Origin of the sequence: Chryseobacterium sp. RLHN22, from assembly GCF_051011795.1 — a bacterium.
GTDB lineage: Bacteria > Bacteroidota > Bacteroidia > Flavobacteriales > Weeksellaceae > Chryseobacterium > Chryseobacterium zhengzhouense.
In genome coordinates this window covers 41,393-62,316 of record NZ_JBPCHW010000008.1, presented here as the reverse complement: position 1 = coordinate 62,316, position 20,924 = coordinate 41,393, and the positions used below count along the sequence as shown (strand labels likewise).

The following is a 20,924-nucleotide window of genomic DNA, read 5'->3' as shown; positions in this document are numbered from 1 at the left end:
TTTTCAAAACTTTAGTCCAGCAAAAAAAGAATTTCCACTCAAGTCGGGCTGTGAGAGATTCTCTGCTTTATATGCTGTTATTAATAGGTCGCTCCTACGGAGCTCCGCTTTACCGTTAATTCTTTTTGCTATTAACAGTAAGTTCCTACGGAACTTTTCAAGCATTGCTTTAATCTTTGATAATTTCTTTTTCAGTTTCTTCTTCGTCATCGTCGCCGTACAATGTTTCAACAACATCAGATTTGATTCCGATTTCATTTAAATATTTAGAAAAAACTTCGGTTTGCCCGTGTGTCACGTGGACGATTTCGGCTTCGGTTGCCTTGATCGCTTGTAACAAACCTTTCCAATCGGCGTGATCGCTCATTGCAAAACCAGCATCCGCACTTCGCCATCTTCTGGCACCACGAACCTGCATCCAACCAGAGCAAATTGCTGTTGCCGCATCGGGAATTTTCTTAATAACATTGGAATCCAATAATGCGGGTGGAACAATAACGATATCTCCCGCAACGTGCTTAATATTTTCCCTAAAATCAGGAACTTCATAATCGGGAAGTTGAATTCCGACTTCCTCAAAAGCCTGATTGAGCTTACCAATAGAGTAGTGGACGTGAATTTTCCCTATTCCTTCCACCGCTTTCATCACTCTTTGCGCTTTTCCCAAAGAATAGCCTATGAATACTGATGTTTTCCGATTTTCCTGATTACGTAAAACCCAGCTTTGCATTCTTTTGTTCAGATCATCCACTTCCAGCCAGTTATAAATCGGAAGTCCGAAAGTACTTTCCGTCACAAATTCATTGCATTTTACAAGTTCAAAAGGAGTACTCAATCCGTCATCCTGAACTTTGTAATCGCCTGAAATTACACTCACATAACCTTTATATTCTAAACGGATTTGCGCAGAACCAATGATGTGACCCGCCGGATGAAGCGAAAGTTTTACGCCGTTGATGTTGAGAACTTCGCCATATTGCAAAGTCTGACATTCAATATCTTCAGCAATTCTTTTCTTTAAAATAGGTTTGGTAAAATGATGACAGAGATATTTTTTCATTCCCCAACGGGCGTGGTCGGCGTGACCGTGCGTGATAACCGCCAAATCAACCGGTCGCCACGGATCGATGTAGAATTTCCCTTGCGGACAGTAGATGCCTTTGTTTGTGAATGTGATGAGTTTCAAAAGAATTCAGGTTTCTTCTGAATATTCAAAAAGCTGACCAAAATATTTAAGCAGTCACTTCTAAACTCTGCTCTTTATTTTCATTAAGCAAATTCTTGTAATATTCCGAAGGCGTTTTACCGATTATTTCCTTGAAATAGCGATTGAATGAGGATTTTGATTTAAAACCTGCCTCATAAGCGAACGATAAAAAATTAATGTTTTCATTCTTTTCGATCGCTTTTTCTACCATATTTTTGAAATATTCGATGCGGTATTCATTGATATAGCGGTAGAATGGTTTGTGTTTGTAGCCGTTCAGCATTTCGCTGATCTGGTATTTGTTGATTTCCGTTTTTAAAGCCAATTGGTCAAGATTAAGGTCACAATCGCGGAACAGCTGTTTCTGTTTCACCGACTGGTCCATCTTTTGCCAGAGTGCACTAAATTTTATTTCATAATCAACGGTATTTAATGCCAATTCTTTCTCGTTAAAATTTTGATTTACCAATATTTTAAAGTTGCCATCTGTTTCATTTTCAGTTATTTTAATATTCTCTGTATTTAAACTTTTTCGGACAATTAAAAGGCAGATCACCAACAGTAAAAAGTAAGCGACTGTTCTTATGGAAACATTAATCAGATAATTTTCTTCGGGATACAGATAAAGTAAAGCTTTAGAAGCAATAACTCCTAATTCCATTAATAGTATACAGTAAGAAATTCTTATAATGATATCGTATTCAACTTTTTCAAAAATTTTGAATTGAGCTTTACTAATAATGAAAAGACTTCGCAAAGGATAATAGAGATTAACGGTAAATAAAACAACCAGACTGAAATCATTATACAGATCAAGCAGTTTCTGGTCAACACGGTTTAATACGAAAAATACGGAGGACACCGTAAGATAGCCAATCATCAAAATAAAAAGCGGAATAAAAGTATACCATTTTCCTGCAATGGAAAACTCTTTTTTGGCCTTGCTTAAAGTATATAAATAGATCAAAGGTCCGTAAGAAGCACCAATAAAGGTATTCATCTGATGCCTGATACTTTCGTCCGGTATAAAATTAAAAATAACAAACTTAATCGTCAGGTGAACCGCGATTGCCGAAAGAAGACAGATAAAAAGATAGCTGGAGGGTGATTTCTGCTCTTTAAACTGTAAAAGCCAGAGCGCTACCAATGCCTGAAAAGCGCCGAGTATAACAATATATTGCATTCTTCCTTTAGGTTTTCACAAAATAAATGCAAAATTCGCATTTTATCATTCTTAGGGCTGTTATATATCTATTAAAAATTATATCAGCGATTTAATATTGAGTTCATAAATAAATAACAAATAGTTTAATTGATTTAAAGTCATGAAAAACAATTATTTAAAAGTATCAAAACAACGAGTGACACGTTTCGTATGATGGTTTTTTGTTTCGGACGAATAGAAATAGTCTGCATCCCAAATTTGCAGAAAAAATAAATCTATGAACAATTCCATTGGTTTTCCAAAAAACAAGTCAAGAATAATTCAGATATCTGCGTTTTTTTTAATGGCTTCTTTGGGAACCATTCATGCACAGACGATTAAAGGAACGGTAGTGGGTAAAACAAACGGTGCGCTTCCCGGCGCCAATATTTCGATTGTGGACGCTGATGCGAAAGCCGTTTCGTCATTGGACGGAGATTTTAACCTTCTTGCACCAAGGTTAGGAGAAATCAATATTAAAGTTGAATACTTAGGGTACGAGACAAAAATTTTTCCGATCATTATTAAAGAAGGAACCAACGATATCGGTTATATTACAATTGCCCCTGAAGAAAAGCAAAGTAAGGATAAAACAAAAGATATTGAACAGGTTGTGATTTCAAGACCAAATGCTTTAACGCAGGCAAAAGCCTATGAAATCAAGAAAAACAACAACGCCATCATGGAAGTTATCGCAGCCGACGCAATTGGAAAGCTTCCGGACAGAAACGCTGCTGAAGCCGTGCAAAGAGTTCAGGGAGTTGCTGTTGCAAGATACCACGGTGAAGCAGACCAGGCAACCGTTCGAGGAACTCCTTTTGCGTGGACTTCCGCTTTGTTTAACGGAAACCGTCTTCCCAGTGCGAATGTTTTAGGGAACAGGTCTTTCGTTTTGGACGTTGTACCTTCAGAATTGATTCAGTTTGTGCAGGTTTCAAAAGCGGTAACTCCTGATATGGACGGTGATGCCATCGGAGGAAGCATCAATTTTATTACAAGGACCGCTCCTGCCAAAAAAACTTTGAGTGTAAGCGGAGCAGGAGGGTATAATACTTTTTCTCAGAATGCCACCTATAATGGATCAATTGTTTACGGAGACCGCTTTTTCAAAAATAAATTAGGGGTAATTCTTTCCGCAGCAATCTGGGACAGGCAGTGGGGAGCAGATTCTTTTGATGTTACGTACAATACAGCTGCAGCCAGTGATATTGAAAAAAAATCCATCAGTACCATCATGATGAAAAGGTATATGGGAACGAGAAGAACAATCGGGCTAAATGGGGGATTGGAATATAAATTTAATGCCAACAACAAAATTTATTTCCGTGGAATGTTCAATAAGTTTGATGATATTCGTCCGGTTTACGAATCGTATGTGGATTATAACAACAGCCGTTATCAGTATAATTTCAGGTATTCTCATTATCAGACAGAATTATATGGAATGGAGCTGGGTGGTGAACATTCTCTTTCTAAAAAACTGAGTTTGGATTGGATGCTAAGCGATTATCAGGCAAAATATTACCTGGATACTCCGCCAACAAGTGAAATTAAAGGACTTCCGATTGCCACTTTCAGACAAAAAATCACGGGCGGATTTACCAATCTTTCAAGCGACGGAAAACGGTATTGGGGATTTGATTCACCAAACGGAGTTGGAGGTGAGTATTTAGATTACAGCTCTGATACAGCCAATCCGAACGAAACCATGAGTGCGGATAAATTATTGCTTTCCCAATTAGTTATCGCAAAATTAGACAATAATGAAAGAGATAAAATTGCAAGATTGAATCTAAAATATGATATCAATTCTAATATTAGTTTAAAAATCGGAGCAAAATACCGTGAAAAAGACCGAAACAGTACCTACGGTTACAATGCGGTTTATATTCCCAATGCTGCTTTAGGTGTCCCGAATTCTCCGGCTTTGCTGGCTTTGTCTCAATTATCGACCACTGAGGCGCCACAAGGAACAACTTTCCTGAATGGCATGAACGGCAATTACAGTGCGTACATTATGAATCCGCCGACGAAGGATCAGCTTTTCCAGATGTATTCTCCAGCCTTTTTACAGCAAAACGGTTTCAGGGATGTTTCAAGTGCAGAAACCAATGCGACAAGCGTTTACACGGGGGAAGAAAATGTTTTTGCGGCCTATGCAATGGCAGAAATCAAGGCAAATGATAAATTTAAAATCGTAGGAGGTTTTAGAAATGAAACAACAAGATTAAGTTTATACGGAGCAAAAGCAACAAAAGAAGGAACGCCTGCAACAACTGTCATCAGCCCATCAGTGGTGGAAAGTAATTATAATGCTTTTCTGCCGATGCTTCATTTAAAGTATAATTTTTCACCAAAAGCAAGTTTAAGATTTGCTTATACAAAGTCATTTATCAGACCCAATTTCGGAGATATGTCGCCGGGATCAAGCATTGACAATACCACAACTCCAAACAGAATTACGAGAGGAAATCCTGATCTGAAGCCGACTTTCAGCCGCAATCTGGATTTGATGGGTGAATATTACTTCAGTAATATCGGTATTCTTTCCGGAGGTGTTTTTTACAAAAAGATTTCGGATATCGTTTTCCAGGATACTTCCATTACGAATCTTAACGGAACGGATTATATGATTACTCAGGCGAAAAACCTTAAAGATTCCAATCTTCTCGGTTTTGAAATGGGAATCAACAAACGTCTTGACTTTTTACCAGGCTTCTGGAACGGTTTCGGAGTGGAATTTAATTATACCTATATCGACTCTAATGTTGATGTGGCAAGAACAGATACAAGTGGAAATTTAATTGCAACAGACAGAACTTCGCTTCCGAATCAGTCGAAAAACCTTTTCAATGCAATTCTTTACTACGAAAGCAATAAAGTAATGATTCGTATTGCCGGAAATTACAGAGGAAAATCCATTGAAACCATTAATGAAAAGCTTGGACCTCAGTATTATATCTGGTCAGATAAAAACTTCACCCTTGATTTATCTGCAAGCTATGACATCAGCAAAAAAGTTAAATTATTTATTGAATTAAACAATCTAAGCAACGAGAGTCTAAGACTTTACATGGGCGACAATAAAAAAAGAGTTACATCCAACGAATGGTACGGAAGCAGAGGGCAAATGGGAGTTCGCTGGCAAATATTTTAAAATTTATATATGAAAAAATTAGTATTAACAATGGCAATTATTGCTTTCGGATCAACAGCAAATGCGCAAATTACAGACAGCCTTCGTCGTGTAGTAAAAATGGAAGGCGCTTATAATTTCAGGGACACGGGAGGTTACAAAACTATTGACGGAAGAGAAGTGGCACTTGGAAAAGTGTTCAGAAGTGATGCGATTGATAAGTTATCGGATAAGGATTTAAAAACTTTTAAGGATAAAAAAATCGTAACGGTAGTAGATTTCAGAGGGATTGAAGAAGCGAAAAAAGCTCCGGACAGACTTCCGCAAAACACCAATTATCTTCTTTGTCCGGCGGGAAGCAACAATCTTCCGACGGCACAGGATATGGCAAAATTTCTAAAAGACAAAAACTTCCTGTTTGATATGTATGGCGAGGGTGGGCTTCCGTATTTCGGGGAAAGATACAGATCGTTATTCGTTCAGTTATTGACTTTGAAACCGGATGAAGCTTTGCTTTTCCACTGTACAGGCGGTCGCGACAGAACAGGAATGGCTTCGGCATTATTCCTGAAAATTTTAGGAGTTCCGCAGGATGTGATTGAAAACGATTATGTAGCTTCCAATTATTATTTAGCTAAAAATCCGACCATGAGAGGAATGTATTCAGGTTTGTCTAAAATGTCGGGAATGACGGAAGCGGAAATCAAACAGCAAATGGAACTAAGACCGGAACTCATCAGGAATTTCTTCAATGCGATCAACAAAAAATACGGAAGTGTAGAAAATTTCTTCCAGATTGAAATGGGAATCGGACCGAGAGAAATTGCGGTTCTGAAACAGAAATATTTAAAATAAAATCAATTTGCTTCGCTTGCTAATTCTTTCAAACAGCATCCTCATAAATTCATCATGAGCGAAGCAAAAATGATTTTCACAATACTCAGTTAGATTTAAATAGAATAGGCTGTCTCAGATTGAGATGGCTTATTTTTTCTCATCAGAGATTTTTAAATTCAAGCTTTTCTGTAAATCACTCCAAGCTCCTCCGTTATGAACTTTTTTGAAACCTTTTTCCTTTAAAATATTCTCCACTTTTACGCTTCTTAAACCGTGAGAACAGACGGTGATGTAGGTTTTATTCGGATCAAGTTCTATGTATCTTTCACGGATTGTTCCTAAAGAAATGTTCTGAGAACCGGCGATGTGACCCGTTTCAAATTCTTTTTCCGTTCTTACATCGAGAATAATGGCGCCATTTTTTATCAATTTATGTAAACCATCATCTAAAGTTTGATATTTATAAACCCTGTACACGACATAAATGGTAAGAATGATTCCGCATAAAATTATTAGACTCTTCATAGTTTGCTTAAAATTTTTCTGTCAATGTAAAATGTTCCAAACGGAATAATGCAGGCTAAAAGGACTTTCCAGGTTGTGTCTTTAAACTTCCAGTTCTGTTCGACACCGACGCTCAAAGTGTTGAATAAAAAAAGTAGAAATAACGAACCGTGAATCGGTCCCATCATTTTTACAAAAGCCGGATTATCAAAGCCATATTTTAATGGAACTGCAATGAATACTAAGGTTAATAAAGAAATTCCTTCGAGGATGGCAATAATTCTCAACCGTCCTATTTTAGTTTTAAATAAATCAATCATAATTATCTGAAATAAGGTCTGTTAGCAAAAGGAGAGAATGGCCACGGAATGGCTATAAAAATGATAATCAAAGCAATGGCATAATAGATCAGCATTGTTTTAAACTTCTCTTTGTTAGTTGTTTTTCTTTTAGAAATGGATGAACCGATTGTAATTAAAATAATAGAAAACAACATCAGGAAAATGTGGATTAATCCGAAAAATAAAAGATCAAACGACTTTTTAGCCTCATCAAAATTGTTCCAAAAGTATTTAATGATCGGACTTTGAGAATATAAAGTAATTCCCAGAACCAATTGAATATGAGCAATCGTCGCCGTCCAATGTCTCACGGAATTGTCCGTTTTTGAAAATTCTTTATCTGAAAAATATCCTTTGTAAGCCCTGAAAACCGAGAAAATTAGACTCAATAGAACCAACCACCGAAAAGTAGAATGCAGAAAAGTCAATGTCTGATACATCATTAATCTTTTTAATAATGTGACAAAGTTAAAACAAAAACATACTAATTAGTATGTTTTTAATCAAAAAAATTATTTCAGGGTTTCAAAATACGACTTAAGTCCTTTTAAATAAACAAGATAAACGGATTTGGAATTCTCTAATTTTCCTAAATTTCTTACACCCCAATATCCTGAAAGTACAAAAACGGCAACTTCTTTTGCATTAACTTCAGCTTTCACCAAACCGTTTTCTTTTCCTTTTTCAACCGCTTCAATCATTGTGTTTTCCCATTGTAAGGAAAGTGTATTCAAAGCCTTGGTAAAATCAATGTTCCAGGGCGCCATTTCCTGGGTAAAGTTGGAAGCCGGACAGCCATATTCAACCTTCAACATCTCATTTTCCATTAGTAAATTATACATTAAATTATAAATTGCATCTAACGGATTTATAGTATTTTGAAAAGGTTCAATGAAAGTATTTTTGAAGTTGGGAATCATGAGTTCATTAATGATTGCCAAACCCATTTCGTCCTTCGTTTTGAAGTGATAATAGAACGCACCTTTCGTCACCTGAGTAGTCGCAATAATCTCATCTACACTGGTGGTCTGATAACCATTAGTGTAAATTAATTCAAATGCTTTTTGTAGGATGTTTAAACGGGTTGCTTCTGATTTTTTCATAAATAAAATGCAAATAAACAAATAATTAAACTATTTTTTCACTTCTAAACTGGCTCGGAGATACATGAACCTGTTTTTTGAAAAATGAGCTAAAGTGTGCAGGCCCCTCAAAGCCTAAGCTGTATGCAATCTCTGAAATCGCCCACGAACTGTGCTGCAGCATGATTTTAGCCTCTTTCAAAATCCTTTCGCTGATGAGCTCCGAAGTGGTTTTCATCATGGTTTCTTTCACCGATTTGTTGAGATGGTTTACATGCACCGACATCTGATCAGCAAAGTCTGAAGCACTTCTCAACCCAATCCCATTAATCGTATTGCTGATCGGAAACTGACTTTCAAGTAAATTCAAGAACAGGGAAGTGATTCTCCCGGCTGCATTCATTTTTTCTGTTGTAATCTGTGTTGAAGGGCGGATTTTGAGAGCAGTAAAAATAAGCTGGAAAATAAGGTTTTTCAGCGCATCATCTTTGAAATCAAATTCAGAAGACTGTTCTTTCTGCATCTGTACGAAAATATTTTCCAAATTGAATTTTTCTTCTTCTGTGAGTTCAAAAACAGGATAACCATCCGGCTGGAAAAATGGATATTTTTTAATATGGCCGAAACCTTCGGTAAACGATTCTGTAAAAATACAGCTGTAGCCCTTCTGTGCACCGGAAATGGCTTCCCAATCATAGGGAATCAGCGGGTTGGCAAACAGGAGACCATGCTTCAGGATTTCAAAGCTTTTATCGGCGTAATGGATTTTGCTGTTCCCGGAAACCATGCAAATCTTAAAATAATTTTTCCTCCCGAAAGAAACGGCTGCATTGCCTTCCATCTGCTTCTGTTTTTCAATGTCCAAAACATTGAAATGTTCTTGATTATCAGACAAATCAAAAGTTTTCAGAAAAGGACGGTTCGCATAAAATTCTTCCAGTGTTTCAGGTTTTTTCATGACCAGATTTTTGAAATATCTTTTTATTTTTTCAAGCATAACAAATGTAGTATAAATGGATAATAAATCGTCTACACTAGACGAAAATTAAAGAAACAGCCACAATCTGCTGAGATCATGGCTGTTGTGTATGTTACTGCTTCACAAAATTGCTGAGCGGCGCATTGATGGCCTCCATTGCGACCAATGGATTCCAGAAATCAACATATTTCAGGATTTTACCATCATCATTGGTTGTTACCACAGAAATATACTGCTGGTTGTAAGGTTTATCGGTACTGATGGCTTTTCCGTTGCTCGTAAATTCGGCAATAACCAAATTTGGGCTTTCGGTCGCATGAAAATGCAGGTTTTCAAAACTGACTGAAAAATGTTTTGGAAAATTCTGCATATACTCATACAGCTCTGTTTTTCCTATTACTGTTTCGGGAAATCCGCAGGTCCATAGGGAAATTCAAGAATCCCGTTTTCTTCAAAAAGATCTACCCATTTTTCGATCTCACCCGAAGAAAGAAATTCTAAATGATTTTTGAATGTTGCCTGTGCTGCATTTCTGATTTGTTCTTGTGTACTCATAATGTTAAATTTTGTATTGATTTTTGTTTTAAATTTCTGATACAAAATTAGTTTTGAGACAGGCCTTGAGATTATAAAAAATCAAACGGGAACTTTCAAAAATCAATCAATTTGAAGTTTGATGCTCTGTTTTAAATTTTTCATAGAACCAGAACAATCCAAAAAGATAAAATGAGTGCAACAGCTGGGCTTCGATGGCAGACCAGTTTTCAATGGAACAGCTTCCGAAAATCAGAATACTCATTAAAGCTAAGCTTGCATATAAAGTATACTTTGTTTTAAAATTAATCAACAATAAAATCCCCAAAATGGCTTCTGCAATAGGCAAAATATAGCTGAACGGAACAATCAGTGCTGAGGGAATTGCTGATTTTACCATGGTTGTCAACATCCATTCGCTGAAGGTCTGAAGCTTGGGAAGGCGAACCAAGCCGTGCCCCAACAGCGACACCGCAACCGGAAGCCGTAAAAAGAAAAATGCAGTTTTAAAATCTTTCATAGTTTAATATTTTTGGATGGGAGAGGGATGTTAGAAGTTTGATGATATTTTCACATCTTAATTTATCCTATCTTAAACTTTTAATTTGGTTCTTTATTACTTTTTACTTAAATACTGAATAATCCCAATTACATCATCTTTTCCAAAACCGTCGTCATGAGCCGACTGATAGGTTTCAATTAAAGTTTTTGACAATGGGAAATTGGCACCCGCATCTTTTGCCAGCAAAATATCTTTCAGCATTAAGTCTAAAGCGAAAGCAGGATCGTAATTTTCATCGGTCAGCAAAGGCGTTTTTACTTTGGTTGCACCGCTTCCGCTCGCGCTCTCATTGATGATTTCAAGCATATCTTTTCTGCTGATTCCCAATTTATCTGATAACAGAATAGTTTCCGCTAATCCCTGATAAATCGTTGAAAGAAAATAATTTACCGAAAGTTTTGCAGCAATTCCTTTTCCGTTTTCACCTAAATGTTTAATCTGCTTTCCAAGCTTTTGCAGATAAGGTTCAGCACGCTGAAGATCTTTTTCATCGCCGCCAGCCATGATGATCAAAGTCCCTTCCGCAGCAGGTTTTGTACTTCCGGCAACCGGCGCATCGAGAAATCCGGCTTCTTTAATTTTAACAGCACTGGAAATGTCATTCGTTGCTTCAGGTGAAATTGTGCTCATATCGATGAATAATTTTCCTGAAATATTTTGGGTCAGCACTTCTTCATAAACCGCTTTTACAGCTGCATCATTCGTCAGCATGGTGAAGATAACATCACTGTTTTTCACGACATCAGAAACGGTATTTCGAACAATGGATCTTTCTTTAAAATCTTCCGCTTTTTCCGCTGTCCGGTTAAAAACAGAAAGCTGGAATCCTGCTTTTTCAAGATTTTTCGCCATCGGATGTCCCATGTTTCCCAATCCGATAAATCCTATTTTTTCTTCGTTCACTTTATTTTTATTTAAATTAAACAGTTTATTTAAAATCTGTCATAAATTTATTAATAACTTTTCAGTTTCTTCATAAATTCCATGATGGCAGGTCTTAATTCTTCAAATAAAGGATGCTTTTTATTTTTAAGCATGACTTCGGTGAAAAGTTTTAAACCTAAAGCAAATTCGTGCGCAGTTTGTTCATTGTCAAAAACTTTCTTTGATGTAATGACTTCAAAAATCTGGAATAAGTTGTCATGATTATCAAAATCAAAATTCAATTCTTTTGTGCCTTCAGAACCGTCTTTTAACGATAATTCTCTGAGCTCTAAATGATAGGTATTGTTTCTTTTTTCCATTGTTATAAGAGTGAAAGGTCAATTGTGAATTTTGCTTCGCAAGGGAATTTTAAAATTGACCATTGACAAGCGAAGCGAATTCACAATTGACCGTTATTATTTAAAATTGATTAACCCAATCGTTTATTGTGATTAATTCTTCTTTGCTTACATTAATATCAATCGCTTTTGCATTCTGAACCGCCTGTTCTGCATTTCTTGCCCCAGCCAGAGCAATCGTAATTCCCGGTCTTTCGATCGTCCAGCGAAGAACCAACTGTCCCAAACTTGCGTTATGTTTCTCTGCAATAGGTTTAATTTTATCCAGAAGCTGATTCGTTTTTTCAATAAAGTCAGGCTGAAAATGTTTATGACCAGCACGGTGATCGCCTTCCTGGAATTTATAATCAGATGTAATTTTCCCTGTCAGCAAACCTCTTTCCAAAGGACTGTAAGCTAAAATTGATTTATTATTTTCGATACAGTAAGGAACTGTTTCCTGCTCAATTCCGCGGTTTACCATGCTGAACGGAATTTGATTGGATACTAAGTTTAATGTTTTTTCTGCTTCCGCCATTTGCTGCGCACTGTAATTGCAAACTCCGGCAAAACGGACTTTTCCTTGTTCGATCAGCCTTGACACGGCTTCAAAAGTTTCATCAATCGGAGTTGTAGAATCCGGCCAGTGAATTTGATAAAGGTCGATATAATCTGTTCCCAGGCGTTTCAAACTTTGTTCGCATTCGTAGATAATGCTTTCTTTTCCGGCAAATTTGTATACATCAATTGCATTTCCGCTGTTATCTTTGCTGTGCATGGCAAAATCGCCTTTTGCCAGATCCCAGCGCATTCCAAATTTCGTCAGGATCTGAACTTTATCCCGTGAAATTCCTTTAATTGCTTCACCCACAATCTCTTCGCTCGTTCCTTGTCCGTAAATCGGTGCCGTATCAATCGACGTTACACCAACGTCGTAAGATGCTTTTATTGCTTCAATCGCATCGTTTCGGTCTGTGCTTCCCCACATCCAACCTCCTGCAGCCCAAGCTCCGAAGGTAATTGCTGAAACTTCTAAATCGCTGTTTCCTAATTTTCTGTATTGCATAAATTTTATTTTTATTGTGAATTGTGAATTGTCAATAGTGAATAGTCTCTTTTTTTGTCTTTATTTTTCTGATTGCAGGAAAAAAGCAAAAGACTGCCCAACAAAACTCCGGATATTTTTTTAAGATTTTCATATTTAAATTTTTTAAGATTTAATTTAAAAGAGAGAATTGTAGATTTAAATAAATATCTCAAGACTTATACAAATTTTGTTAAAAAAAATCATTTTAAGGTTGTAAAAATCGCTTAACAAATTGTAATTTTAAAAGATGAAACGAAAACAGTTTGAGCCTTTAGAAATTGATACTATTGAAGCTTTGGAGTATCCTTTTCCCAAACACAGTCATACGTATTATGAATTGGTTTACATTTTCAAAGGTTCTGGAAATCATCATATCAATAAAATTATCGTTCCTTACAAAACGGGAGATTTATTCCTGATTTCTCCTGATGATGAGCATTTTTTTGACATCAGAAAGTCAACCAGATTTTGTTTCATTAAATTTAATGACGGTTATTTTGAAAGCAATAAACATCTTGTTCCCGACAATCTGATCACTGCTTCGCCAAACGATATTATGAGGAATACTCATCTGAAAGAAGAGAAATTAATATTTGATGAACCTTGTAAGACAATCCTTCAAAAAACTGTTGAAAATATTTTTGATTACAACCAATTTCATAAAATTTCAGATTCTCCGATTATATTTTTTCAGATTCTTTCGATTTTCGGGTTGATCCGGGAAGCTTCCGTAAAAATGAATCTCAAAATAAACAGCGGAATTCCTAAAAAAGAGGATTTGATAACATTTATCCATCAGAATATTTACAGTCCTGAGAAGATCAGAATTCAGAATATTTCTGAACATTTCAGTATTTCTAAAACGTATTTCGGCTCTTATTTTAAAAGAAATTTTGAAGTTTCATACCGAAAATACATTACCGATTATAAGTTAAAACTCATTGAAAAAAGAATTCAGGCGGGACAGATGACGATGAAACAGATTGCTTTTGAGTTCGGTTTTACAGATGAAAGTCATCTAACCAATTATTTTAAAAAACAAATGAATATGAATCCTTCCGATTATAAATTTCAACAGATTTTATGATTAATCTCCTTATCTGTAATTTTTTAAATCAATAAATCTTACGGAAATTTGCAAAAAATAAAGTAATGAAGGTAATTGATATTGAAAGCTGGAACAGAAAAGAGCATTTTGAATTTTTCTCTAAGATGAAAAGCCCGTATTTCGGGTTTACAACGGAGGTGGATTGTACAAAAGCTTATAACGATGCAAAGGAAAACGGGTATTCTTTTTTTGCTTATTATCTTTATAAATCGATGGTTGCGATTAACACGGTGGACGAACTGAAGTTGAGAATGGTAGACGACCAGATTATTTTATTTGATGAAGTTCATGTCGGAAGCACGATTGGAAGGGAAGATGGAACATTCGGTTTTTCTTTTTTTCATTATTCTGAGGATTTTAAAACGTTTAACAAAAGATTGCAGGATCAGGTTCGTACTGTTCAAAATTCGACAGGCTTGGGAATCAGCAATGATGTTTTGCCAATCAATCACATCAGGCATACGACAATTCCGTGGAATTCATTTACCACAATTTTACATCCTACTAATTTTGATCCGAAAGAATGTATTCCGAAAATTGCTTTCGGGAAATTCAGCATTAAAGATGGAAAAAAAATGATGCCGGTTTCAATTGAAGCGCACCATGGTTTGGCGGATGGACTTCATTTGGCGAAATATGTTGAAGAGTTTCAGAGACAATTAGATTTACCATAAAAGAAAATCCTGAGCAAATCAGGATTTTTTATTACCAGCTATTAAGTCCGTTTTCTAAAGCTTTAGCATAATTTTCTTCGTCGAAAGTATAGAGGTCGGGAGATTTGTGCGCTCCACCACGTCTTTGCTCATCAAGTTTTTTAAGAATTCCGAGATTTTTAATTTTTCTGTAAAAATTTCCTCTGTTCAGCTCTTTTCCTAAAATTACTTCGTACAGCTTCTGTAACTCAGAAAGAGTAAACTTCTCAGGAAGAAGATTGTAACCGATGGGTTTTATAGATATTTTTTCTCTTAATGTCAGTAATGCTTTATCAATAATTTCGCGATGATCCATGGCCAGCTCAATATCCGGAAGCTGGCTCAAAAAAACCCATTCGCAGGTTTCGCTCAACTCATCGGGTACAGGATGTAGTTTTGAAGCGTTATAAAGCGCATAAAAGCCAATGGTTATAAATCTTTGCTTATGAAAAAGCGTTTCATCAAAATCTTCAAAATAAAATTCGCTCCTGTTTTTTTTCCCAAATACAGCAAATTCTTCAACATAAACTCCGGTAATACCGGCTCTGTCTTTTAAGATTCTCATCATTGCTTCATCAAGATCTTCATGTTTGCCGATATATCCTCCAGGAAGCATCCATTGTTTCCGGTAGTTCATTTTTACAAGCAGTACCTTCAGTTCGTTCTGATCAAACCCGAAAATCACAGGATCAGCCGATAAATGCGGCAGAAAAGTTTCTTTAGCATCTTCGGACAGATTTAAAAATTGCTGTTTAGAATCCATAGTATTTGTTAAGAAAATCTTGATTTACAAATTTAACATTAATATTTAACTGACATAATCTATTTACCCACTTGTGAAAGTTTTTTCCAGATAACAAGGCAATTTTATTACACTTTTGCAGATTTTTATCTTTGAAATGGAATCAGACATAAATTTATTATCTCAAATTGAGTTTTTATCACGAAAAGAGATTATATTTATCCTCTTTTTTAATATAAATGAATGTTATGATCAATGAAGTAAAGACAAAAAGCAGGAATTATACAGTTCCGCTGATTACCATTACGCTTTTATTTTTTATGTGGGGATTCATCACCTGTATGAATGACATCCTTATTCCATACCTGAAACAGCTTTTTAATCTTACCTTTTTCGAATCGATGCTCGTGCAGTTCTGCTTCTTCGGAGCGTATTTTATCGGTTCGCTGATTTACTTCCTGATCTCAATGATCAGTGAAGACCCGATCAACAAAGTAGGGTATAAGAAGGGAATTCTTTTTGGGATTTTCCTTGCGGCTTTAGGATGTGTATTATTTTATCCGGCGGCAACCTTTTCTTCTTACGGATTGTTCCTTGGTGCACTCTTCGTACTTGGATTAGGATTTACCGTTCTTCAGATTACAGCCAATGCTTACGTATCTCTTTTGGGTTCGGCAGAATCTGCATCAAGCCGACTGAATATGACTCAGGCTTTCAACGCATTCGGGACAACGATTGCGCCGGTTTTGGGTGGCCATTTAATCTTTGAATTTTTCTCTGCCGATGACGGATCGTTCTCTGCAGTAGCAACGAGAATTCCTTATCTTATTTTTGCGGGAATCTTATTATTGGTTGCCTTATTGATTTCTCAAGTAAAACTTCCGTCTTTCCAGAGCGAAGAAGAGGAAACCGTAAAAGGTTTGGGAGCACTTCAGTATCCGCATCTTTTATTCGGAGTTTTTGCGATGTTTTGTTATGTAGGTGGGGAAGTAGCGGTAGGAAGCTTTATCATCAGTTTCCTTGAGCAGCCACAGGTAATGAATCTGAATGAAGTGGTAAGTAAAAACTATCTTTCTCTGTATTGGGGTGGTGCAATGATCGGAAGGTTTTTGGGAGCTATCTCTCTTAATCAGGCAATCAGTCAGCAGAAAAAAGCTTTATATATGATTGGTGCCGCAGCTGCAGTATTCTTAGTGATTTTCAGTGTTGTTGATTTAACGTTTTCACAGATTAGCTTCTTCCTTGTGTTTATTGTATTAAACTTTATTGCTTTCTTTATCGGAAAATCTGCTCCGGCAAGAACATTATCAATCTTTGCATCCATCAACGTGTTGTTATTGATTTCTGCAATGGTAAATCAGGGCGAACTGGCGATGTACAGCATTTTAGGAATCGGAATTTTCAACTCGATTATGTTCTCTAATATTTATACGCTTGCCATTTCAGGATTAGGAAAATACACAAGCCAAGGTTCGTCATTGGTCGTAATGGCAATTTTGGGTGGTGCGATTGTTCCTATTTTCCAGGGTTATCTGGCTGATATTTTTGGCGTACAGAAATCTTTTATCATTCCTGTGTTCTGTTATGTAGTCATCTTAATTTTTGGAGCATACTGCACCAAATATTTAGGGCATGTGAAACAGGATGCGGATGCAAAATCGGGACATTAAGATTTTTGATTTTCATATAGAGAACCTGCTCAACAGCAGGTTTTTTGTTTTTGTGAGTATTTTTTAAAATACTTTAATTATGTGTATTCTTTGATGTCTGCTTTAAGATAATAATTTAATGTATATTTTGCCTAATTCTGATAATTCATAACTAAAATCATCAAAGAGGTTGGTTACTTTTGATATTAATTTTTTACCCAATAACTCTTTAGCAGCATTGAAATCACCCGATTCAGGCTCAATTACCACAAATCTTTTCGTTTTATTATATTTATCAAACTTGAGCAATAATTGTTTTGCACTCATACTTAGATTTCTATTTGAATCCTCGATCATGGAATAATCAATATTTAGAGATTTGTTAAATAATTCTTTTTGATTTTCTAACTCTCTTAATAGGTTGTTATAATCAGCATTGCTTTTATTATTTATAGATATTAATTCTTCTTTCTCTTTAAACAAACTATCTGATTGCCCTTTCAATGATTCAATTTGGTTTTTAAGGGTTTCTAATTCTTTTGTACCTGCTTTTTCCTCTGCAATTTGCCGTTCATATCTTGCTTCCGTAAGTTTTATTTTCATCATCCTATCGACTGAAATTAACTTACTTTTATTTTCTTTCATTTTAGCATTTTCTAATATATCATTGAAAAGATTATTAATATATGGAAAACATACAATGTAAAATATTGAAACAATTAATGGTGCTAAAAAATTAAATATCCCAGTATGAGTTTTTATATACAAAATTTTATTTTCAATTGATAAGTCAGAAAATATTAAAACTAAATAGTAATTCCAATTGTATATAATATGAGTAAGGATAAACGAACTTATTAATGGATGCTTTATACGATTTGAAGAAGTTTTTAACAAGTCAATTACAATTTCTTTCATGTTATTTTTTTTAATGGCATTAGTTATTTTCAAATATAAAAAATTCTATTAAATATTAGTTTTTATTACATAATTAATAAAGTTTCAAATATTCACGTTTGTTTTTATGGAGATACGTTTCAACCCACACAACTCCTCCTTCAGTCTCAAACAAACCGTGGGTAACCAAACAACTTTTACTTTTGTTTCCCGCAAACTGTGGCTAACAAAAAAGAAAGTAAACGTTGCCAATGCAGACGCAGAAAGGGACAATGCTTTCAGAGTCCTGAAAAACTTTCTGAACGGTTACCGGAAAATGACCACTTTATCAAACTATCAGTTTGCCGAAGATCTCTACCAGATTTTCAGACTCTACGGAATAGATATGGATCGGGAGAGCTATTCTAAACAAACCGCACAGATGAAAAAGCTCATCGAAGACCTTGAAAAACCAGAAAACATTCAAAAGCTTAATGCTCTTTCACTGATAACCGCTTTTAATGACATGAAGTCTAAGCATGAAGCTTTCGAATTGATATTCGCCGAACAGGCAGGAGCCAATGCCAATCTCCGAATGATGAAAAGCGCAACGGCAATCCGCAGAGATTTGGAGAAAACACTAAAATCTTTCCTCAACCTCATCACTGCCATGAAAGACGTCCCAGACTGGAAATTGTTGTACGCTGATTTAAATGAGCACGTAAAAGCCGCAAAAAACTCCACCCAAAACAAACCTACAAACAACAGCTAATTGAATTGCAAAAATTTGCCCGCTTTGAAGGGGTGACGAAAATTGGAAGATTTTTTAACGGGGGCGGTTAATAAGTAAACGAGAATCTCTAAAAGGTTCTCGTTTTTTATTGAACATTTGTTCACATTAAATAATTTTTACAATTTTGCCGTCGTACAAAAACGCATCATCACTTATCTTATGACCATAAAAACTCTATTTTTTAAAACTCAGATTATTGTTGGGATTTCTGCTGCAGTACTCAGCTTTGCACAGAATACTGATATTAACAATGATAAAGACTTTAAACTCAACATCAGCTATTTTCCGGTAGATAATAATTTTGCAAAAGCCGGTGTCGAAACAAATGATGGATACTTAGTTGCAGGGCAGAATTTTGTAGAAGAAGATAATACCCAACGTAATTCCGCCATTATTAAAATCGATAAGAGCGGAAAACTGATTAAGAAAACTACGCTCGGCGAAAATAAAGATTATACAAAAGAATCTTTTATGAAAACGGTTTACAGCATCAACAATAACCGATTCATACAGTTGGGTTCAAAAAAAATTGATGACCGTGCGTATTTATGGTTAAGAGAAATCAATGAAAACCTTGATGTATTGCAGGACAAACTTTTTGAATCTATTTCAGTGAGCGTCATGCATGACCCAATGGTTTTCAATACAAAAGAAGGATTTTATGTGATTTCAGAATCTGGTTTTTACCGTGATTTGGAGCTTAATGTGACTTTTATTTCTAATGATTTACAGAAAATAGAGAATCACAGGATCAGCTATATCGAGCCGCCGTTTGATTTCTACAATAAGTTTAGTTTTTCGGTGTCGATGATCAACAATAAACTGTATATCACAACGAATGGCGTCGATGAAAGAGATAAAGAAAATATCTATGCGACGAAATACAAAACGTATATTCTGGAATACGATCTTTCAACACACAAAATCACAAAACATAAAAAAATCTCTGAATCTGATTTTCTCAGCGGAAAAGTAATTGTACACAAAGATCTGATTTATGTTTTGGGTGTAAAATATACAGAGGAACAACTTACAGATAAAAAGATTAACATCAGAAATACCATGGTGAAAGTTTTTAACATGAATTTCGAAAAGGTAAAAGAATTCACGTATGTTCCCTCTGCCGACAAAGGCAAATTTACACAGAGTTTTTATGATGGCGTAATTGTAAATGATGAATTACATTTGGTGGGTGAAATGTACCAAAATGGAACTTTTTCTGTCTACCTAAAGTTTGATTTAACCGGAAAACTGTTAGAAGACAGGATTTTGAAATATGGTTCCAGATATGCAGAAAACAGACTTATTAAAATTTTACCGCTAAAAAATAATGAACTGATGCTCCTCGGAAAAGGCGAAGGTTGGAGAGTAATTGTAAAATAAAATAATAATGAAATATATAACTGCATTCGTATTGTTGTTTTTAAGTTTTTGCTTAAATGCACAATCTGCAAAAAAGAATATAATCGCTGACCAGAATTTATTGAAATATCTTCTTTCCGCCAATGAAGAAAACAGTATTGCGGTAGATTCTACCTATCAGTCTTTAAAACTTGACGCCAACAGAGACGGAATTATTTCGGCAAACGAAGCTGCGATAGTTGCCCGTCTTAATATTGAAAAGACAGCCGTAGTAACATTAAAAGGAATCGAAATTTTTAAGAATCTTAATACGTTGATGATTAAAGCAGAAACGCTGAAGGATTTGAACGGAGTGGAGAACCTTAAAAATCTGGTTTATCTCGATTGTTCGTTTAATAAATCTTTAGGTCAGCTTTCATTTAAAAACATGCCTAAATTGGAGTTTATTGATTGCGGCTGGTCTTCATTGAAAAAGCTTGAACTTGCAGGACTTCCCAATCTGAAAAGATTATATTGCGGAACAAATGATCTCATATCGCTTGATTTGTCTCAAATATCTTCACTTACCGATTTAAACTGTGAAAGTAACAGATTGACGGAGATTTCTATCAATCATTTAAAAAACCTGAAAATTTTACGATGCGAAAATAATTATATCAGAAATCTTGAAATGACTAATCTGAAAGACTTAGAAGGAATAAATTGTTCTTACAACGAAATATCAAGTTTAAATTTTGAAAATTTCAAGCAACTTAACAGCATCAATTGTTCATACAACAGAATTAAATATCTCAACATCAAAACCAACGGAAAACCTTTTACCAATTTTAATATAGAAGGCAACAGATATATCAACACGTTTTGTTATAATGATTTTGACACAAAAATTATAAACGAAAATAATAGGGAGAAAATTAGTCTAAATACCTGTAAATAGTAGCAAAAAAAAGAGAGTCTTTAAAGATTC

At 35.4% G+C, this 20,924-nt stretch carries 23 protein-coding genes; 8 read left to right on the top strand and 15 right to left on the bottom strand.

What is annotated here, in order from left to right; translation table 11 throughout:
• Positions 1-169: 169 nt before the first annotated feature.
• Positions 170-1,186 carry a ligase-associated DNA damage response exonuclease gene (locus ACR1PN_RS10025; protein WP_433979932.1) on the bottom strand — a complete coding sequence of 339 codons (1,017 nt, stop codon included), beginning with the start codon at positions 1,184-1,186 and terminating at the stop codon, positions 170-172.
• 46 nt (positions 1,187-1,232) lie between these two features.
• On the bottom strand, positions 1,233-2,390 hold the full coding sequence (locus ACR1PN_RS10020) for a helix-turn-helix domain-containing protein (protein WP_433979931.1): 1,158 nt from the start codon (positions 2,388-2,390) through the stop codon (positions 1,233-1,235).
• 259 nt (positions 2,391-2,649) lie between these two features.
• On the opposite strand from ACR1PN_RS10020, the gene ACR1PN_RS10015 reads away from it, so the two are divergent.
• Both ACR1PN_RS10015 and ACR1PN_RS10010 read left to right on the top strand, forming a co-directional pair.
• Complete coding sequence (locus ACR1PN_RS10015; protein WP_433979930.1) at positions 2,650-5,568, top strand: TonB-dependent receptor; 2,919 nt, start codon at positions 2,650-2,652, stop codon at positions 5,566-5,568.
• A 9-nt stretch (positions 5,569-5,577) separates the two neighbouring features.
• Positions 5,578-6,402, top strand: coding sequence for a tyrosine-protein phosphatase (locus ACR1PN_RS10010; protein WP_433979929.1), 825 nt, complete (start codon positions 5,578-5,580; stop codon positions 6,400-6,402).
• 129 nt (positions 6,403-6,531) lie between these two features.
• Here the strand turns inward: ACR1PN_RS10010 and ACR1PN_RS10005 are convergent, their stop codons facing one another.
• The 11 genes from ACR1PN_RS10005 to ACR1PN_RS09955 all read right to left on the bottom strand — a co-directional run bounded on the left by ACR1PN_RS10005 (position 6,532) and on the right by ACR1PN_RS09955 (position 12,714).
• Positions 6,532-6,909, bottom strand: coding sequence for a rhodanese-like domain-containing protein (locus ACR1PN_RS10005; RefSeq protein ID WP_433979928.1), 378 nt, complete (start codon positions 6,907-6,909; stop codon positions 6,532-6,534).
• On the bottom strand, positions 6,906-7,208 hold the full coding sequence (locus ACR1PN_RS10000) for a DUF3817 domain-containing protein (RefSeq protein ID WP_433979927.1): 303 nt from the start codon (positions 7,206-7,208) through the stop codon (positions 6,906-6,908). The genes ACR1PN_RS10005 and ACR1PN_RS10000 overlap by 4 nt, the downstream gene beginning before the upstream one ends.
• A gap of 2 nt (positions 7,209-7,210) precedes the next feature.
• The gene (locus ACR1PN_RS09995; protein ID WP_433979926.1) at positions 7,211-7,672 is read right to left on the bottom strand and encodes a hypothetical protein; all 462 of its coding nucleotides are present in this window, start codon (positions 7,670-7,672) and stop codon (positions 7,211-7,213) included.
• 69 nt (positions 7,673-7,741) lie between these two features.
• Positions 7,742-8,332 (bottom strand): TetR family transcriptional regulator, encoded by a 591-nt coding sequence (locus ACR1PN_RS09990; protein ID WP_433979925.1) that lies wholly within the window; start codon positions 8,330-8,332, stop codon positions 7,742-7,744.
• Positions 8,333-8,357: 25 nt separating this feature from the next.
• Entirely contained in the window at positions 8,358-9,269 is a 912-nt protein-coding gene (locus tag ACR1PN_RS09985) for a helix-turn-helix domain-containing protein (RefSeq protein WP_433979924.1), read from the bottom strand.
• Between the two features lie 133 nt (positions 9,270-9,402).
• Entirely contained in the window at positions 9,403-9,660 is a 258-nt protein-coding gene (locus ACR1PN_RS09980) for a nuclear transport factor 2 family protein (protein ID WP_433979923.1), read from the bottom strand.
• Between the two features lie 26 nt (positions 9,661-9,686).
• Complete coding sequence (locus ACR1PN_RS09975) at positions 9,687-9,845, bottom strand: hypothetical protein (protein WP_433979922.1); 159 nt, start codon at positions 9,843-9,845, stop codon at positions 9,687-9,689.
• 106 nt (positions 9,846-9,951) lie between these two features.
• The gene (locus ACR1PN_RS09970; RefSeq protein ID WP_433979921.1) at positions 9,952-10,344 is read right to left on the bottom strand and encodes a MauE/DoxX family redox-associated membrane protein; all 393 of its coding nucleotides are present in this window, start codon (positions 10,342-10,344) and stop codon (positions 9,952-9,954) included.
• Between the two features lie 96 nt (positions 10,345-10,440).
• A complete protein-coding gene (locus tag ACR1PN_RS09965; protein ID WP_072959832.1) occupies positions 10,441-11,289 on the bottom strand; it encodes an NAD(P)-dependent oxidoreductase in 849 nt (282 codons plus the stop codon).
• Positions 11,290-11,339: 50 nt separating this feature from the next.
• Complete coding sequence (locus tag ACR1PN_RS09960; protein ID WP_072959829.1) at positions 11,340-11,630, bottom strand: DUF3861 domain-containing protein; 291 nt, start codon at positions 11,628-11,630, stop codon at positions 11,340-11,342.
• A 100-nt stretch (positions 11,631-11,730) separates the two neighbouring features.
• On the bottom strand, positions 11,731-12,714 hold the full coding sequence (locus tag ACR1PN_RS09955) for an aldo/keto reductase (protein WP_433979920.1): 984 nt from the start codon (positions 12,712-12,714) through the stop codon (positions 11,731-11,733).
• Positions 12,715-12,982: 268 nt separating this feature from the next.
• Here ACR1PN_RS09955 and ACR1PN_RS09950 point away from each other — a divergent pair, with 268 nt between their 5' ends.
• Together ACR1PN_RS09950 and ACR1PN_RS09945 are read left to right on the top strand one after the other, a co-directional pair.
• On the top strand, positions 12,983-13,822 hold the full coding sequence (locus ACR1PN_RS09950) for a helix-turn-helix domain-containing protein (protein WP_433979919.1): 840 nt from the start codon (positions 12,983-12,985) through the stop codon (positions 13,820-13,822).
• A 65-nt stretch (positions 13,823-13,887) separates the two neighbouring features.
• Entirely contained in the window at positions 13,888-14,517 is a 630-nt protein-coding gene (locus ACR1PN_RS09945; protein ID WP_433979918.1) for a CatA-like O-acetyltransferase, read from the top strand.
• Between the two features lie 31 nt (positions 14,518-14,548).
• On the opposite strand, the gene ACR1PN_RS09940 is transcribed toward ACR1PN_RS09945, so the two are convergent.
• Complete coding sequence (locus tag ACR1PN_RS09940) at positions 14,549-15,298, bottom strand: NUDIX hydrolase (RefSeq protein WP_378171691.1); 750 nt, start codon at positions 15,296-15,298, stop codon at positions 14,549-14,551.
• Between the two features lie 227 nt (positions 15,299-15,525).
• On the opposite strand from ACR1PN_RS09940, the gene ACR1PN_RS09935 reads away from it, so the two are divergent.
• Positions 15,526-16,947: a sugar MFS transporter gene (locus ACR1PN_RS09935; protein ID WP_433979917.1), complete on the top strand. Its 1,422-nt coding sequence runs from the start codon at positions 15,526-15,528 to the stop codon at positions 16,945-16,947.
• A gap of 102 nt (positions 16,948-17,049) precedes the next feature.
• Here ACR1PN_RS09935 and ACR1PN_RS09930 read toward each other — a convergent pair whose 3' ends face one another.
• The gene (locus ACR1PN_RS09930) at positions 17,050-17,844 is read right to left on the bottom strand and encodes a hypothetical protein (protein ID WP_433979916.1); all 795 of its coding nucleotides are present in this window, start codon (positions 17,842-17,844) and stop codon (positions 17,050-17,052) included.
• Positions 17,845-18,001: 157 nt separating this feature from the next.
• Here ACR1PN_RS09930 and ACR1PN_RS09925 point away from each other — a divergent pair, with 157 nt between their 5' ends.
• The 3 genes from ACR1PN_RS09925 (at position 18,002) to ACR1PN_RS09915 (ending at position 20,894) form a co-directional block, all read left to right on the top strand.
• Positions 18,002-18,574 (top strand): DUF6261 family protein, encoded by a 573-nt coding sequence (locus ACR1PN_RS09925; protein ID WP_433979915.1) that lies wholly within the window; start codon positions 18,002-18,004, stop codon positions 18,572-18,574.
• Positions 18,575-18,754: 180 nt separating this feature from the next.
• Positions 18,755-19,978, top strand: coding sequence for a hypothetical protein (locus ACR1PN_RS09920; RefSeq protein ID WP_433979914.1), 1,224 nt, complete (start codon positions 18,755-18,757; stop codon positions 19,976-19,978).
• Between the two features lie 7 nt (positions 19,979-19,985).
• Positions 19,986-20,894, top strand: coding sequence for a leucine-rich repeat domain-containing protein (locus tag ACR1PN_RS09915; protein ID WP_433979913.1), 909 nt, complete (start codon positions 19,986-19,988; stop codon positions 20,892-20,894).
• The last annotated feature ends 30 nt before the right edge of the window (positions 20,895-20,924 follow it).

Coding starts and splice junctions, on each gene's coding strand:
- ACR1PN_RS09970 (WP_433979921.1), bottom strand. CDS start 10,344: ATGAAAGATTTTAAAACTGCATTTTTCTTTTTACGGCTTCCGGTTGCG.
- ACR1PN_RS09950 (WP_433979919.1), top strand. CDS start 12,983: ATGAAACGAAAACAGTTTGAGCCTTTAGAAATTGATACTATTGAAGCT.
- ACR1PN_RS09920 (WP_433979914.1), top strand. CDS start 18,755: ATGACCATAAAAACTCTATTTTTTAAAACTCAGATTATTGTTGGGATT.
- ACR1PN_RS10005 (WP_433979928.1), bottom strand. CDS start 6,909: ATGAAGAGTCTAATAATTTTATGCGGAATCATTCTTACCATTTATGTC.
- ACR1PN_RS09960 (WP_072959829.1), bottom strand. CDS start 11,630: ATGGAAAAAAGAAACAATACCTATCATTTAGAGCTCAGAGAATTATCG.
- ACR1PN_RS10010 (WP_433979929.1), top strand. CDS start 5,578: ATGAAAAAATTAGTATTAACAATGGCAATTATTGCTTTCGGATCAACA.
- ACR1PN_RS10015 (WP_433979930.1), top strand. CDS start 2,650: ATGAACAATTCCATTGGTTTTCCAAAAAACAAGTCAAGAATAATTCAG.
- ACR1PN_RS10020 (WP_433979931.1), bottom strand. CDS start 2,390: ATGCAATATATTGTTATACTCGGCGCTTTTCAGGCATTGGTAGCGCTC.
- ACR1PN_RS09955 (WP_433979920.1), bottom strand. CDS start 12,714: ATGCAATACAGAAAATTAGGAAACAGCGATTTAGAAGTTTCAGCAATT.
- ACR1PN_RS09990 (WP_433979925.1), bottom strand. CDS start 8,332: ATGAAAAAATCAGAAGCAACCCGTTTAAACATCCTACAAAAAGCATTT.
- ACR1PN_RS09980 (WP_433979923.1), bottom strand. CDS start 9,660: ATGCAGAATTTTCCAAAACATTTTTCAGTCAGTTTTGAAAACCTGCAT.
- ACR1PN_RS09985 (WP_433979924.1), bottom strand. CDS start 9,269: ATGAAAAAACCTGAAACACTGGAAGAATTTTATGCGAACCGTCCTTTT.
- ACR1PN_RS09995 (WP_433979926.1), bottom strand. CDS start 7,672: ATGATGTATCAGACATTGACTTTTCTGCATTCTACTTTTCGGTGGTTG.
- ACR1PN_RS10000 (WP_433979927.1), bottom strand. CDS start 7,208: ATGATTGATTTATTTAAAACTAAAATAGGACGGTTGAGAATTATTGCC.
- ACR1PN_RS09940 (WP_378171691.1), bottom strand. CDS start 15,298: ATGGATTCTAAACAGCAATTTTTAAATCTGTCCGAAGATGCTAAAGAA.
- ACR1PN_RS09915 (WP_433979913.1), top strand. CDS start 19,986: ATGAAATATATAACTGCATTCGTATTGTTGTTTTTAAGTTTTTGCTTA.
- ACR1PN_RS09930 (WP_433979916.1), bottom strand. CDS start 17,844: ATGAAAGAAATTGTAATTGACTTGTTAAAAACTTCTTCAAATCGTATA.
- ACR1PN_RS09945 (WP_433979918.1), top strand. CDS start 13,888: ATGAAGGTAATTGATATTGAAAGCTGGAACAGAAAAGAGCATTTTGAA.
- ACR1PN_RS09935 (WP_433979917.1), top strand. CDS start 15,526: ATGATCAATGAAGTAAAGACAAAAAGCAGGAATTATACAGTTCCGCTG.
- ACR1PN_RS09975 (WP_433979922.1), bottom strand. CDS start 9,845: ATGAGTACACAAGAACAAATCAGAAATGCAGCACAGGCAACATTCAAA.